At 71.5% G+C, this 13,426-nt stretch carries 12 protein-coding genes; 5 read left to right on the top strand and 7 right to left on the bottom strand.

The annotated features are described in order from the left end of the window. The first annotated feature begins 76 nt into the window (after positions 1 to 76). The gene (locus tag AB0O15_RS18145; RefSeq protein WP_364319675.1) at positions 77 to 2,107 is read left to right on the top strand and encodes a M6 family metalloprotease domain-containing protein; all 2,031 of its coding nucleotides are present in this window, start codon (positions 77 to 79) and stop codon (positions 2,105 to 2,107) included. Between the two features lie 66 nt (positions 2,108 to 2,173). Here AB0O15_RS18145 and AB0O15_RS18140 read toward each other — a convergent pair whose 3' ends face one another. Next, positions 2,174 to 2,806 (bottom strand): class F sortase, encoded by a 633-nt coding sequence (locus tag AB0O15_RS18140; RefSeq protein ID WP_364319673.1) that lies wholly within the window; start codon positions 2,804 to 2,806, stop codon positions 2,174 to 2,176. Next, positions 2,803 to 3,627 carry a DUF4397 domain-containing protein gene (locus tag AB0O15_RS18135; protein ID WP_364319671.1) on the bottom strand — a complete coding sequence of 275 codons (825 nt, stop codon included), beginning with the start codon at positions 3,625 to 3,627 and terminating at the stop codon, positions 2,803 to 2,805. The genes AB0O15_RS18140 and AB0O15_RS18135 overlap by 4 nt, the downstream gene beginning before the upstream one ends. Before the next feature lie 158 nt (positions 3,628 to 3,785). Between AB0O15_RS18135 and AB0O15_RS18130 the strand changes: the two genes are divergently transcribed. The 3 genes from AB0O15_RS18130 (at position 3,786) to AB0O15_RS18120 (ending at position 5,776) form a co-directional block, all read left to right on the top strand. Beyond that, positions 3,786 to 4,364, top strand: coding sequence for a sigma-70 family RNA polymerase sigma factor (locus AB0O15_RS18130; protein ID WP_364319669.1), 579 nt, complete (start codon positions 3,786 to 3,788; stop codon positions 4,362 to 4,364). Further along, complete coding sequence (locus tag AB0O15_RS18125) at positions 4,318 to 5,019, top strand: anti-sigma factor (RefSeq protein ID WP_364319667.1); 702 nt, start codon at positions 4,318 to 4,320, stop codon at positions 5,017 to 5,019. Before AB0O15_RS18130 ends, AB0O15_RS18125 begins: the two co-directional genes overlap by 47 nt. A 109-nt stretch (positions 5,020 to 5,128) precedes the next feature. Beyond that, complete coding sequence (locus AB0O15_RS18120; protein WP_364319665.1) at positions 5,129 to 5,776, top strand: fasciclin domain-containing protein; 648 nt, start codon at positions 5,129 to 5,131, stop codon at positions 5,774 to 5,776. Positions 5,777 to 5,843: 67 nt separating this feature from the next. Here the strand turns inward: AB0O15_RS18120 and AB0O15_RS18115 are convergent, their stop codons facing one another. Further along, positions 5,844 to 7,124 carry an NAD(P)/FAD-dependent oxidoreductase gene (locus AB0O15_RS18115; RefSeq protein WP_364319663.1) on the bottom strand — a complete coding sequence of 427 codons (1,281 nt, stop codon included), beginning with the start codon at positions 7,122 to 7,124 and terminating at the stop codon, positions 5,844 to 5,846. A gap of 58 nt (positions 7,125 to 7,182) precedes the next feature. Here AB0O15_RS18115 and AB0O15_RS18110 point away from each other — a divergent pair, with 58 nt between their 5' ends. After that, positions 7,183 to 7,776 carry a TetR family transcriptional regulator gene (locus AB0O15_RS18110; protein WP_364319661.1) on the top strand — a complete coding sequence of 198 codons (594 nt, stop codon included), beginning with the start codon at positions 7,183 to 7,185 and terminating at the stop codon, positions 7,774 to 7,776. Between the two features lie 602 nt (positions 7,777 to 8,378). Here AB0O15_RS18110 and AB0O15_RS18105 read toward each other — a convergent pair. From AB0O15_RS18105 to AB0O15_RS18090, 4 genes are read right to left on the bottom strand one after another with little or no spacing between them, the layout of a single operon-like run. Continuing rightward, on the bottom strand, positions 8,379 to 10,241 hold the full coding sequence (locus AB0O15_RS18105; RefSeq protein WP_364319659.1) for a CocE/NonD family hydrolase: 1,863 nt from the start codon (positions 10,239 to 10,241) through the stop codon (positions 8,379 to 8,381). Positions 10,242 to 10,291: 50 nt separating this feature from the next. Next, a complete protein-coding gene (locus tag AB0O15_RS18100; RefSeq protein WP_364319657.1) occupies positions 10,292 to 11,698 on the bottom strand; it encodes a hypothetical protein in 1,407 nt (468 codons plus the stop codon). Beyond that, positions 11,695 to 12,462, bottom strand: a complete 768-nt coding sequence (locus AB0O15_RS18095; protein ID WP_364319655.1) for a sulfotransferase — start codon at positions 12,460 to 12,462, stop codon at positions 11,695 to 11,697. The genes AB0O15_RS18100 and AB0O15_RS18095 overlap by 4 nt, the downstream gene beginning before the upstream one ends. After that, complete coding sequence (locus tag AB0O15_RS18090) at positions 12,455 to 13,369, bottom strand: sulfotransferase (protein ID WP_364319653.1); 915 nt, start codon at positions 13,367 to 13,369, stop codon at positions 12,455 to 12,457. Before AB0O15_RS18090 ends, AB0O15_RS18095 begins: the two co-directional genes overlap by 8 nt. Positions 13,370 to 13,426 lie beyond the last annotated feature (57 nt).

The raw sequence follows: 13,426 nt of genomic DNA, 5'->3' as shown, positions 1-13,426 counted from the left end.
GTTGTCGAAGGGCACACCGGTACCTACCGACATTTGCAGGTATCACTTCCGTCGTCCCGCCCATTACGTTCCGGTGATGCAGCTCACGGACGCAGGGAAACGGCGCGCCGGCCTGGCCGCCGTGCTCGCCGCCGCGTTGGCCACCACCTTCGCCGCCGCCCCCGCCCAGGCCGCTCCGGCCGACCCGGCGACCGGCCCGTTCGCGGTGGTCGACCCGCAGAACTGGGAGAACCCCGACGCGATGACCTGGGACGACTACACCAGGCCGCCCGGCACCGACTGGCCCAACCCGGCTCGCAAGGGCTCGGTCCGCAACTTCAACATCGCACTGGTCACACTGGACTACCCGGACCAGCCGTTCGTGGTGACCCAGCGGGCCGGCTCGACGATCTTCGGCAACCCGCAGCCCGCGGTCTCCGGTCTGGCCCGCGAGGCGGTGCCCGGCTACTACCGCGACCTGCTGAACACGCCGAACACGCTCAACGGCGGGCACACCCTGCACGAGTACTGGATGGAGGACTCGGGCGGGCGCTACGGCGTCGACCTGACCGCGTTCGGGGCGTACAAGATGCCGGCCAAGTCCTACACGTACGGCATCACCAACGACATGAACCCGGGCATGTGCCCGGCCGGCGACACGTGCAACCGCAACATCCGCACGGACGCCCTGAACGCGTGGCGCGCCGACGTCGGCGACGACGTGGCCGACTCGTACGAGCTGGTCTTCATCCTCTCCGCCGGCCAGGACGAGTCGTCCACCTGGCAGGAGTTCGGCGAGATGAAGTTCCAGACCAAGGAGGCCGTCACCGACCCGTTCGGGCCGCCGGTCGAGCCGCAGCCCAACTACGCGCGCACCCGCTACGTCGAGTGGACGTCCTGGGCCTCGGCCGCCACGATCTGGCCCAACGCCGGCGGCGGGTCGTCGACCCAGGCCGAGAGCTCGGGCATGGGGGTGTACGCCCACGAGCTCAGCCACCTGCTGACCATCGGGGACAACTACAACAACCCGTACGGCGTGCCGTTGCGCCGCGCGTACACCGGGCCCTGGTCGATGATGTCCCGCGGATCGTTCAACGGGCCCGGTGGCCCGCACACCCGCTGGCAGATCCCGGCGGTCAAGGGCGGCTCGATGGGCTCGGCCCACACCCTGCGCGACAAGCTGAAGATCGGGCTGGTCGGCGAGGACCACGTGCTGCGGCTGTCCCGTGAGGCGCTGGGGTCGTCCGGTCTGGTGGTGGCCAAGGTGACCGCCCGTGAGGTCGTACCCGGCTCGAACGGTCTGATGGGTGTGAACGTGGCGATGAACGCCGACCGGGCGCCCGCCTGCAACGTCAACACCGACCCGCTGTGCGACGGCCGCGGGTTCCAGAACTACACGGTCGAGGTGATCGACCGGATGGGCGCCGACTCGTTCACGCCCGACTCCGGCGTGATGATCAGCAAGACCAAGAACCAGGACCAGGCGCCGTTCGTGTGGACGGTCGACGCCAACCCGCAGGACATCGACATGGTCGACTTCATCCGCCCGGACGGGACCCCCGCCAAGATCACCATGGGCGACTACCGGCAGCTCTCGGACGCGCTGTTCCACGCCGGGACGCGGTCGGGCTCCGAGTACGAGTACACCGACGAGGCCAACCGGCTGCACTTCTACATCCTGGACGTGAAGCGCGACAACACCGGCGTCCTGTCGTACACGGTGGCGGTGAAGTCGCTGGACGGCTCGGGCGGGCCCAGCACGCACGGCGTGGCCCTCGGCAAGGGCGCGGTCAGCTCCGGCGGCAACCCGGTCAACCGGGGCGTCACCTGCTCGTTCGAGCTGACCAACACCGGCGCGTACTCGGCCGGCGGCGCGCAGCACCCGGAGAACGCCGCCCAGTACCTGACCTCCGACGTGTACCGGCTCTCCGCCTCGGTGGCCGGCCGCGGCTGGCGGGTGACGGTGCCCAACGAGCTGGCCACGGCCAAGTTCGGCGCCACCACGACGGTCAAGGTGGCGGTCGCCGCGACCCCCGAGGCCGTGGCGACCGGCTTCGTCAAGCTGACCGCGACGTCCGAGTCCGACCCGGCGCAGACCACCACCAAGCAGTGCCGCGTCGACAAGTAGGACCTTCTTGAACAGGGCAGTGGCCGGTTCCCCGTTCCGGCCACTGCCCGCCCTACCTCTCCGTCGCTACTTCTCCGTCGCGGTGACCACCACGTTGTCGCGGTAGTGCCGCGTCCTGGGGTCGAACGGGCCGCCGCAGGTGATCAGCGTCAGCCGAACGGCGCCGTCGCGGACGAAGTACTTGCCCAGCGGGATCGCCGTCTTGCGGTAGCGCTCACGGGCCGTCACCCGGAAGGTACGGGTCTTCCCGCCCGGGCCGGCCAGGGTGATCTCGTCGCCGTCCTCGAGCGAGCCCAGCCGGAAGAACGCGCCCTTACCCTCGGCCGCGCTGTCCACGTGCCCGGCCACCACGATCGAACCGGCCGTGGCGGCGAAGCCGGGCCCGAACCGGTACCAGCCCACCCGGTCGACGCTCGGCGGCACCGCGAAGTCGCCGGTCTTCTCGTCGATGCCGACCGCGTCGACGGTGGCCGACAGCTTCAGAGCCGGGACCTCGAGCCGCGAAGGTGCGTCGGCTGCGGCTTCGGTCGGGGGCCGGCCGTCACTGATGGGTACGGACGGGAGCGCGGCCGCCGGGGCCGTCGGCGCCATGGCTTCCGGCGCGCCGAAGTCCCCGGGCGGCTCGGCGCGGCACGCCACGATCCCGAAGGTCGTGGTCAGGGCCACGCCGAGCACCAGGGGGAGTAACCCCTTCCTCATCGGCGGCCGGTCGCCAGCCGGGTCAGCCCGAACAGGGCGAGGAGGACACCGGCGATGCCGACGCCGTGCCAGGGCGGGGTGAGCCCGCGGTCGGCCTGGCCACCGTTGCCGCTGGGCACGCCGCCCGGCGCCGAGTGCAGGCCGGTGATCGTCTGCGACACGATGTCCAGGGTCTTGTCCTCGGCCGAGCCCACGGCGTACACGATCGTCGCCGTGCCCTCCTTCAGGTTCAGGCCGGCCGGGCCGAGCACCCGGGTCGACGAGCCGGCCAGCACGACGTCGGCGGACACCGTACCCGCGTCGATGTCGGCCTTGGCCTCCTTCGGGTTGGTCAGGCCCTCGAAGACCGGGTCGCCGCCGGCGCGGACGTCGACCGCCGGCGCGGCCGCGGTGTGCCGGACGATCAGCCGGGCCTTGCCCGCGGCCAGCTTCTTGGTGTCGTTCACGAACGGGGTCAGCGTCGGCTTGCCGTCTTCGCTCAGGTGGGCGACCAGGCTGATGTTCGCGCCCCCGGGCACCTCGGCGTTGTCGACCTTCAGCAGCGCGCTGCCGATCGCGTCGCCGGGCTTGGTCAGCGCGATGTCGTACTCACCGGCGGGCAGGCTGAGCGGCCCCGCGACCTTGCCCGGCTGGAAGTCCGGGATCGTCTTCTTGCCGTTGACGTAGACGTCGACCGGCTGCCCGGGGATGCCGTGCACGACGGAAACCTTCGAGTTGGCCTTGGCCGCGGCCGGGCCGGACAGGAACGCGCCCGCGGTGCCGAAGGCGATCAGGGCCGCCGCGCCTACCGTGGCGGCGCGGCGGAGGTGCAGGATGCGCATCGGAACTCCTTCGGATGATCACGTGGTTGACTTTCGCCATGTCCTTCGTCGTGGCCGCGGCCGGCGGATGCGCCCCGACGGTGTGAGAAATCGGTGCATCCGGCGGAGGCCCGCCGAACGAAGGACTGGGGAAGGACCGATGTGCGGGAGGGAGGTCGATGGCTTCCGACGACGAGCTCGCCGAGCGTCTGCGCGACGGTGACGAGAAGGCGTTGCGGACGACGTACGAGCGGCACGGCGCCGCCGTGCTCCACCTGGCCCAGCGCCTGCTCGGGAACCGGGCCGACGCCGAGGACGTCACCCAGCTGACGTTCGTGGCGGCCTGGTCCGGGCGCGACTCCTACGACCCGCAGCGCGGCACCATCCTGGCCTGGCTGCTCGGCATAGCGCGGCGCAAGGCGATCGACCGGATCCGGTCGGCGGCGCGGGACGGCCGGGTGGCCGAGACGGTACGCGCGCAGGTCGCCCCGCCGGACGAGCCGGAACGGCCGGAGCGGATCCTCGACCGGCTGGTGGTGGCCGACGAGCTCGACCGGCTGCCGGCCGAACAGCGGCGCACCCTGGAACTGGCGTTCTTCGACGACCTGACCCATCCACAGATAGCGGCCGTGACCGGGCTCCCGCTCGGTACGGTCAAGAGCCACATTCGCCGTGGACTGGCGAACCTACGTCGCCGATGGGAGGTGGACGGTGCAGCATCTGGATCCCGATCGGCTGGTCCTTCTCGCGCTCTCTGAGGAGCCCGAGGGGCCGGGCGACGCCGGCCATCTGGCCGAGTGCGCGGTCTGCCGGCACGAGCTCGACGCGTTGCGTACCGTCGCCGACCTCGGTGCCGAAGGCCAGGACCTGCACGACCTGCCGGCGCCGCCGGAGCGGATCTGGCAGCGCATCGAGGCCGACATCACCGACCCCGCTCCGCGTTCCCTCCGGGTGGCCGAGCGGCCCCGGCCGTCACGTCCCCGCTGGCTGACCCCGGTGCTCGCCGCGGCGGCGGCCGCCGTGCTGGCGGTGGCCGGCACGGTCGCGGTCGACCGGTTCGTCCGCCGCCCACCGGCCGCGACGGTGCTGGCCCGGGCGACCCTCGCGCCGCTGGGCGCCATTCCCGCGTCCGCGGAGGGCAGCGTCCGGGTGCTGTCCGACGGCGAGATGCGCATCGAGGTGCGCAACCTGCCCCTGACCACCGGGTTCCACGAGGTGTGGCTGATCGACCCGGACGACCCCACGAAGATGGTCGCGATCGGCAACCTGCCGGACCGGCCGGACGCGGTGCTTCCGGTGCCGTCCGGCGTCGACATGAACCGCTACCGGCTGGTCGACGTCAGCGACGAACCGCACGACGGGGACGCCGCGCACTCCGGCCGCAGCCTGCTCCGCGGAACGCTCACCTATTAGCGCATCGATTTAGCGCATCGGTTTAGTGCATCCAACGCGGTGCTTCCGCACGAAGGACCGGGTGGTGGCGACGAAGCCACCACCCGAACTTCGGAAAGGACGCACGTAGATGAGGTTCATCCGAGCCGCCGCGGTCGCGGCCGCCACGACTGTCGTCTCCGCTCTCGCTCTTGCCCCCGCTCCCGCCCAGGCGCAGGGCCACCCCAAGCCCTTGGGCACCAGGTCGCTCGCCGCGGTGCTGACCGCGGACAAGAGCGGTTTCGACCGTAACGGCGGCGACTACGACATCCTCACCGCCGCCGTGCTGGCCGTCCTGAAGGCCAAGCCGTCCAGCCCCGTCGGCGTACTCACCGACGGCAAGGTGGCGCTGACCGCGTTCATCCCGAACGACCGCGCCTTCCAGACGCTGGTCGCCGACATCCAGAACACCCGCAAGCTGCCCGGCGAGAAGGCGGCGTTCACCGCCGTGGCCGGCCTGGGCATCGACACCGTCGAGTCGGTGCTGCTCTACCACGTCGTCCCCGGCGCCACGGTCGACCGCAGGGCGGCCCTCAAGTCCGACGGCGCCTCCCTGGCCACCGCGGCCGGCGCGTCGATCAAGGTCGACGTGTACGGCGGCTGGTGGAAGCGGGTCCGGCTGATCGACGCCGACCGCAGCGACCGCGACCCGCGCGTCGTCCGGTTCGACGTCAACAACGGCAACAAGCAGATCGCCCACGGCATCGACCGGGTGCTGCGCCCGATCGACCTGCCCTGACGAAGGAGGTGAGGCGGGCGCAGCGCGCCCGCTTCACCTCCTTCCTCGCTTCACCTCCTTCCTCGCTTCACCTCCTTCCTCGCTTCACCGTCTTCCCCGCCTCACGTCTTTCCCGGTCGCGTGTTTCCCGGTTTGGAAGGACGCTGCTGATCCCCTGGATCTGGGCGGCGTAGGCCCGGCCGATCCAGGCCGGCGGGATCAGCCGCGTCACCGCGCTCAGCGGCCGGGGGAGGGGCTGGTTGGTGCGCTCGTTCGCGGCCCGGCGGGAAACCTTGCGTACGCGCCTGGCGCTGAGCTTCTCGTAGCGTCGCAACGCGGCCGGGATGTCGGGCGGGTCGGTGCTCAGAATGCGGCGAAGCAGCCAGGCGTCCTCGAACGCCTGGTTCGCGCCCTGCGCCTGGGTCGGCGGGAAGACATGCGCGGCATCCCCGAGCAACGTCGTACCGCCGCGCCCCCACCTCATCGGGACCCGATGCGTGACGTGCTCAAACGGCTCCGGCCCGGCCGGCCCGATCGCCCGGTCGCCGGCCACCTCGCCGGCGACCTCATCGAGCAGGCGGTCGACGAGAGGGCCGTAGCCGCGGAAGCGCTCACGGTCGAACGGGCCACGGACGTCGAACCACCACATCAGGAGCCCGTCGCCCGCGGGCAACATGCCGACCAGGCCGGCGCCGCCGACGACGCAAACGCCGGTCGTGCCGGAGGCGACCTCGGGGAGGACCCGCGACAGCCCCTGCCATGTCGCCCAGCCGTTGGTCGCGGCGGGCGCGGGGTCGAGGATCGCTCGGCGCACGGCAGACCGGTGCCCATCCGCACCCACGACGACGTCGGCCGGGTGACGGGCGCCGGCGGCGTCGATCGCGGTCGTCCCGTCGATGTCGACGATCTCCACGCCGAACTCCACCGGAACGCCCCGCGCGAGATGGCGGCTCAACCGGTCCCGAGGCACCGAGACGACCGGGAAACCGGTACTCCGCGCAAGCACACGCAGGTCGGCCTCGACCACGGTCCGCCCGCCGGCGTCGTCGAAGCGCAACACATCCAGCCGCCCGCCGATGCGCCCTTCCGCGCCGTCGGCGGGTATGGCCTGCTCATTCCCGACCGTTGCGACCTCCCGTTCGCGGACCGTTTCGGCGTTGCCGCCGCCGACCGTTCTGGGCTCACCGCCGACGATCGGCGCGCCGAGGGCGGCCAGGGCCGCCGTGCCGTTGCTGAAGATCGTGACGGCGGCGCCGCCGGTCCTGAGTTGGGGCGCCTTCTCGAGGACTCGGACGGTGTGCCCGTCGGCCAGGAGGCCGCGGGCCAGGGCCAGCCCGCCCAAGCCCGCTCCCACGATCAGGATTTCCATCGGCGGGTCTCCGTTCACTACGATCGTTGTACTACGGATGGTGTCATAGGATGGGAACGTGCCGCCACCCAACGAAGAGCGCCGGGCTCGGCTCGCGGATGCTGCCATCGCGCTGCTCGCCGAGTCGGGGGTTCACGGGGTTACGCATCGGGCCGTCGACAAGCGGGCCGGGTTGCCCGGGGGGACGGCGTCGAACTACTTCCGGACCCGGGAGGCTCTGCTCGTGGCGACCGTCCGCCGGGTGATCGAGCAGCATCGGGCCGACATGGACGCCGCGGTGGCGCCCGCTCGCCCGAGACGGGACGCGGTGTCGCTGATCGCCGAGTCGCTGCTGCTGGCGGCGGGGGAGCATCGGGCGCGGTATCTGGCGATCTTCGAGCTGCGGCTGGAGAGCCTGCGGCGCCCGGCGCTGGCCGCGGCGATCAGCGAGCTGACGGCCGGGATGGTCGCGTTCACGGGCGCGCACCACACCGCGGCGGGGACGCCGATCCCGCCGGCCGCGATCCCGGCGATGCTCGTGACCTACGGGGGCGCGCTCTTCGCCCTGGTCACCGGTCCGCCGGAGATCGTGACCCCTGAGGTGACCCGGCAACTCGCGGTCGCCATCGTGGAGGGCGGCATCGCAGCAGCCCGCGACCAGTCGAGGCGATGACCACCGGTCACATCATCGGCGAGCCGGGGCGGCCGGCACGCGCCTGGGGACGCTCGATGCCGGTGGCAGGTGCCTGGGGACGCTCGATGGCGGTGGCAGGTGCCTGGGCGCAGGGGCAGAACTTGTGCGGCTGCTAGGCAAGATACTGGGCTAGCCTCCTAGGACGCCAGACACGCTATGCCACGCGACATGAGAGCTTCGCGGGGCTTCGAGACTTCAGCGGGTCTTCGACGATCGGCTGGGCAGATAGATCAGAACCGGGGCACCGAGGTCGAGACGGAAGGCGCGACTGGGCGCGAGTCGAACGACGACGCGGCGGAGCGGAGCGTCATCCGGGCCTTGGTGTCACGCGACGCGGCGACTGAGCGTCTCTGGGGTTCCGACTCGGGCGTGCGGGATTTGCCGGGGCCGGGCCATGCGCGGCGTGGCGCGGCCCTCACGCGAGACACGCGTTCACGGCCTGGGGATTCGCGAAGGTCGCGGTGTGCCACGGCTCCGCGGTGGTGCGTTTGGGCCTGCGAGTTGAGCGTACCCATAGCGGTTGATCTGAGGGTTGTGAAGGAGGGGCGGCGCGGCCAACGTCGCCCCTCCCGGAAGAAGAGCTACAGGCCTGCGGAGTGGGCGGCCGGTGTGCCACCGACGATGGGGAGCAGGATCTTGCTGGAGCGGAGCTGGTAGGTGATGTGGGCGTTGTTCGGGTCGGACTGGCTGGAGTACTGGGGGTAGCTGCCTACGACGATGACGCCGAGGCGGTGGCCGGCGGGGAAGACGTAGTCCTCGGGGAGGAGGGGGAAGTCGTAGTTGTAGGCCGTGCCGGGGGTCAGGGGGGCGGCTACGCGGAGGGACTGGCGGTTGGCGGCGTCGTGGATGCCCTTGGTCACCACCTCCAGGTCGGCGGTGGCCACGCGCTTGGCGGTCTGGCGGTAGCAGCCGTCGTCGGTGGCGCTGGACTCGCCCCAGCAGTCGGAGGTGGTCAGCGTGGTGATGCCCTCGCCGGAGGCTCGGTGGGCCACGCGTTCGGCGGAGCCGTAGTCGACCAGGATGACGCCCAGGTTGGTGTCGGTCTTGTCGGCGGCGGCGCGGACCTGGAGGCGTGCGGTGCCGGAGATGTGCAAGGGTGCGGTCAGCGGGTCCGAGACGTAGGCCAGGCGGTTGGGCTGGACCGTGTCGGGGTTGCGGATCATGGTGTCCTGGGACTGGGTGGTGCTGTCCTGCAGCGACTCCGTCACCGGGCCGGTGGCCGGGACGAGGCCCAGGTCGCCGCCGGGCTGGAGGTAGACCTCGGTGGGGGCGGCGCCGGGGACCGGCCAGTCGGCGAAGGTCTCCCACGTGTCGGCCGAGCGCTCGATGTCGATTCTGGGCTCGTCCATGATGCCGTTGGCCACGCCGTGCAGCCAGAAGTCGAACCAGCGGTGCAGGGTGTTCACCCAGACCGTGCGGCGCACGTCGAACGGGTCGACGTGGCCCTCCTGGGACAGCCAGGCCTTGCGCGGGATGTTGTTCTCGGCGAGCGCCGCCCAGTACTTGCTGAAGTGGTCGGGACGGACGTTGTCGTCGTTGAGGCCGTGGTAGAACAGCACGCTGGCGGTCTGGTTGGGGACCTTCTTGACGTAGCTGCGCTCGTTCCAGAACGCCGTGTAGTCGCCGGTGTCGTCGCCGTCGGCCGCGCCGATCTCGGCCCGCACGGGCGCGCAGTAGGCCCGCCGGTCGGGGTTGGTGACCGTGTTGGCCAGCCCGGACACGTAGTCGTTGCCGCGGGTGACGACGCCGTTGGAGCGGACGTAGTCGTAGTACTCGGTCGGCGGGCTGATCGGCACGACCGTGGTCAGGCCCTTCACGCCGGTGACGGCGGTGGCCAGGGCGAGCGACCCGTCGTAGGACTTGCCGACCATGGCGGCCTTGCCGTTGTCCCAGTCGGCCTCGACGACCTGGCCGGCGGCGTTGCGGGCGGTGGCCCGGCCGTTCAGCCAGTTGATCGCCTGCTTGGCGCTGAGGTTGTCCTCGTTGGCGTTGGTGGTCGGGCAGCCGGTCGAGCTGCCGGTGCCGACCATGTCGAGCAGGATCATCGCGTAGCCGCGCGGCACGAAGTAGTTGTCGTAGAACAGCGGCCACTTGTCCAGCAGCCCGTCGCCGTCGAGGTCCTGCTTGCACTCGGACTCGTTGCCGCGGCACACGGTGGTGTAGTACGGGCTGGCGTCCATGATGACCGGCACCTTGAGCCCCTGCTCGGTGGCGCGGGGCCGGATCACGTCGAAGGCGATGATGTCGCGCCGGCCGTCGTGGTCACTGTCGAAGGTGGAGTCGATGAACAGCTTCTCGCGGATCGCGTCGGAGTAGCCGAAGACCGGCTGGGTCACGCCGTTGGCCACCACGATCGTGGGGGTGTCGGCCGCGACCGCCGGTGAGGCGCTCACGACCAGCGCGGCCACCGCGATGATGGCGGTCATCCATGGCAGTCGTTTCATGTACGCAGGCTAGGGGCCACCCCGGACCGTGACCATATGCACGTGTCGGATCAGCCGCGCAGCGAGTCCAACGCTTTGTCGAGCGGCTGATCGGTCTCCACCAGCACCGGATCGGTCCCGACCTGCTTGACGGCGGCGCCGTTCTCGAGATCTTTCGCGGGCAGTTCGACGGGTACGGGCGCAGCCGTCGACCACGCCACGATGCGCGTCCCGTCACCACTGAACGCGACGCCGGCCAGCCCGTCCTGGGCGACCGGGCTCGCCACGGCGCCACGGCCCGCGCCGGCCAGCCCGGCCAGCGCCGCCCCGGCCGGACGTTCCGCGCCACCGGGTTCGAGCAGCCCGGCCCGGACCTCGGCGCCGGCCCGGTTGCCCGGGTTGAACGCCAGCGGCAGCCACACCACGTCGACGATCCCGGCGGCGGCGAGCGTCGCGGTCACCTTGGTCATCTCGTCCGCGACGACCGCGGGGGCGGCGTCGGCCGACTTCTCGAACCGGCCGACCTCCCAGGCCGAGATCGGCACCCCGGCCGGCGTGGTCGCCTTGAGCAGGTCGAGCAGCGGGGGCACGCCGTCCGGGTGTTCGTAGAAGTGCAGCTGGCGCACCTGCACGACCTTGTCGGCGAGCAGCTTGTCGGTGACCGCGAGGTAGGCCAGGTTGCGCTGGTTGACCTGGTTGCCGAGCGCCTTCTGGAGCCCGGCCGGGTCGCTGACCTGCGGGATCTGCCGGCCCCGGGTGCCGACGCGCCGGGCGAAGTAGGCCGTGTACGCCGCCACCGCCTGGTCGTTCTGGCCGGCCTCGAGCAGCCGGTCGGCGATGCCCATGCCCATGGCGACGCTGCTGATGCCGGAGTCGACGACCTGGGCCGCCGGGTCGGCCGCGTGCACCGCCTCGGCGGCCGCGCGGACCAGGGTCTCGTACTCCTCGGGCGTGCCGGCCCAGTACTGCTGCGCGTTGACCTCGTTCTCGATCGCGTAGCGGGTCACGCCCAGCGGCTTGTACCGCTTGACCAAGGTCTCGACGAAGGTCCGGTAGGCCGCGAGGTCTTGCGGCATCCGGGATTCGGTCTTGCCGGCCTCGCCGCGGGTGTGTTGTGCGGTGCCGCCGGTGGCCCAGCAGGTTCCGATGCGGATCTTCAGGTCGAGGTGGATGCCCAGGTCGCGGCTCTTGGCGGCGATCGCGTCGAGGGGCGCCCAGTCGGGCGAGCCCTGGGTCTTCTCGATGTCGCACCAGCTCAGCTCGTAGTAGGTCGAGGAGCCGGCGAGCTTGCGCAGGTAGGGCTCGAACTGCTGGTAGCGGTTCCAGTCCCAGTGGGCGCCGAAGACGGTGCGTCCCTTTTGCGACGGGGCTGGGGCCGGGGCCGGGGCAGCGGATGTGGGAGGCGGCGGCGGGGGAGCGGGGTCGGAGGTGCACGCGGCCAGCAGGAGCAGCGCGAGAACCGGCAGGACGCGCTTCATCGGTAACCCAGCTCCTTGAGCATCGGGCCGGAAAAGACCAGGACCAGGAGGCGGAGGAACGGATCGAGCTCGCGGCGGTAGCTGCCCACGCGCGACGCGTAGATGGCCGCGTCGGTGCCGGCGGCGGCCCGTCGCTTGTCGGCCTCCACGGTGTACTTGTCGGCCACGTCGTGGGTGCGGTCGGCGTACTCGAGCACGCCTTCCTCCCACTCCTCGCCCAGGAACTCGAACAGCGACCGCAGCGTCTTGTCGGGCTGGGCGACCGCCTCCTCGTAGCGCAGCTCGTGGTACTGGCCCGGCGGCAGCTGGGCGCCGAACGCCCGGGCGGTGCGGATGTAGCGCGGCCACTTGACCACGCACTTGACCGCCGACCAGTAGCCGAACCGTTTGCGGTGGGAGACGACCACGTCGCGGGCGTCGCGGATGACGTGCACGATCTGCGCGTCGGGGAACACCTCGGTGACGAAGTCGATGCTCAGCGCGTACAGCGGGGTCTTGTCGGCCCAGCGGGCCTTGCCGCGCTTGGCCGCGTAGTCGGCGTGCACCCCGCCGAAGAAGCCGGCGATGCGCCGCAGCCAGTCGGCGCGGTCGAAGCCGAAGCGGGCCAGCCGGGGCCAGTCGCGCTTCTCGTCGACGATGCGCCGCAGGTCGGGCAGGAACCGGGTCTCGGGGCCGCAGCTGATCCGCGAGTGCGAGTCGAGCACCAGCCGCAGCATCGTCGTGCCCGACCGCTGGCAGCCCACGAGGAAAATTGGACTATCCACGCTGTGTCACCCCTGCGGTCAGGCGTCCGGTCAGCTCGTCGCACATCGCCCGGACCCGGGGGTCGATGGTCAGCTTCTCGCGTGCGGGCCCGGCCACCACGCCCGCCGCGAACGACGGGCGGTAGGGCAGGTCGAGGAAGGCGCACAGGCGGCGGGCGGTGGCCTGCGGGTCGCGGACCATGTCGCCGTACGAGACCAGCAGCACGTCGGGCCGCCGGTCGAGGCCGAGGCGGAAGTAGAGGTCGTTGCGCACGTACCAGAACAGCGCGGCCGCCGTGTGGTGATCCATGGTGTCGTAGTCGAAGCTCGCGATCAGCTGCTTGGCGGCCGGGCCGAGCCCGCCGCCCTGCCAGCCGGCCCCGATCGTGCCCTCGGCGATGCCCCGCAGCGCGTTGAGGGTGGCCGGGCCGAACTTGGCCACCTCGGAGCGGGCGCGGTCGTCGACGTCACGCCACATCCACAGCGCCCGGCCCGGCCGCGGCCCGGGCAGGGCCAGCAGCTCGGTCACCCGGTGGCTGTCGCACAGCGGCTTGACCAGCACCACCCGGTGGCGGCTGCGCCCCAGCACCCGGAGCAGTTCGGCGTCGGAGCGCAGCCGGAACCGGCGGAACACGGCCGAGTCGTTCTCGTTGCGCGCCTCCACCTCGGGCGCCTCGTCGAGGCCGCGGACCAGCATGTTCGTGCCCGAGCGCTGGAGACCGACCAGGTAGACCGGCTGGGCCTGACCGGGCGGGGCGCCGTGGGCGCGGCGCCAGCGCCACTTCGACCACGCCGTCCGCAGACGCTCGCGCGGGTCGAGGCGGTCTTCGGCGATCAGCCGGCCCAGCCCCTCGCGTCGGGCCCAGCGGACGTGACGGACCACGCGGCGGGCGAAATATCGCAGCGCGGAAGGCTCGTCGCCGGTCACTCGTCCTCCTCGATGCATCAGGCTTTGGCGGCTGAATGCTAGCGTGACCGCGCTCGA

Origin of the sequence: Actinoplanes sp. NPDC089786, from assembly GCF_040684855.1 — a bacterium.
Taxonomy (GTDB): Bacteria; Actinomycetota; Actinomycetes; order Mycobacteriales; family Micromonosporaceae; genus Actinoplanes.
The sequence above is the reverse complement of the archived record's forward strand: the minus strand, read 5'-3'. Positions and strand labels throughout refer to the sequence as shown.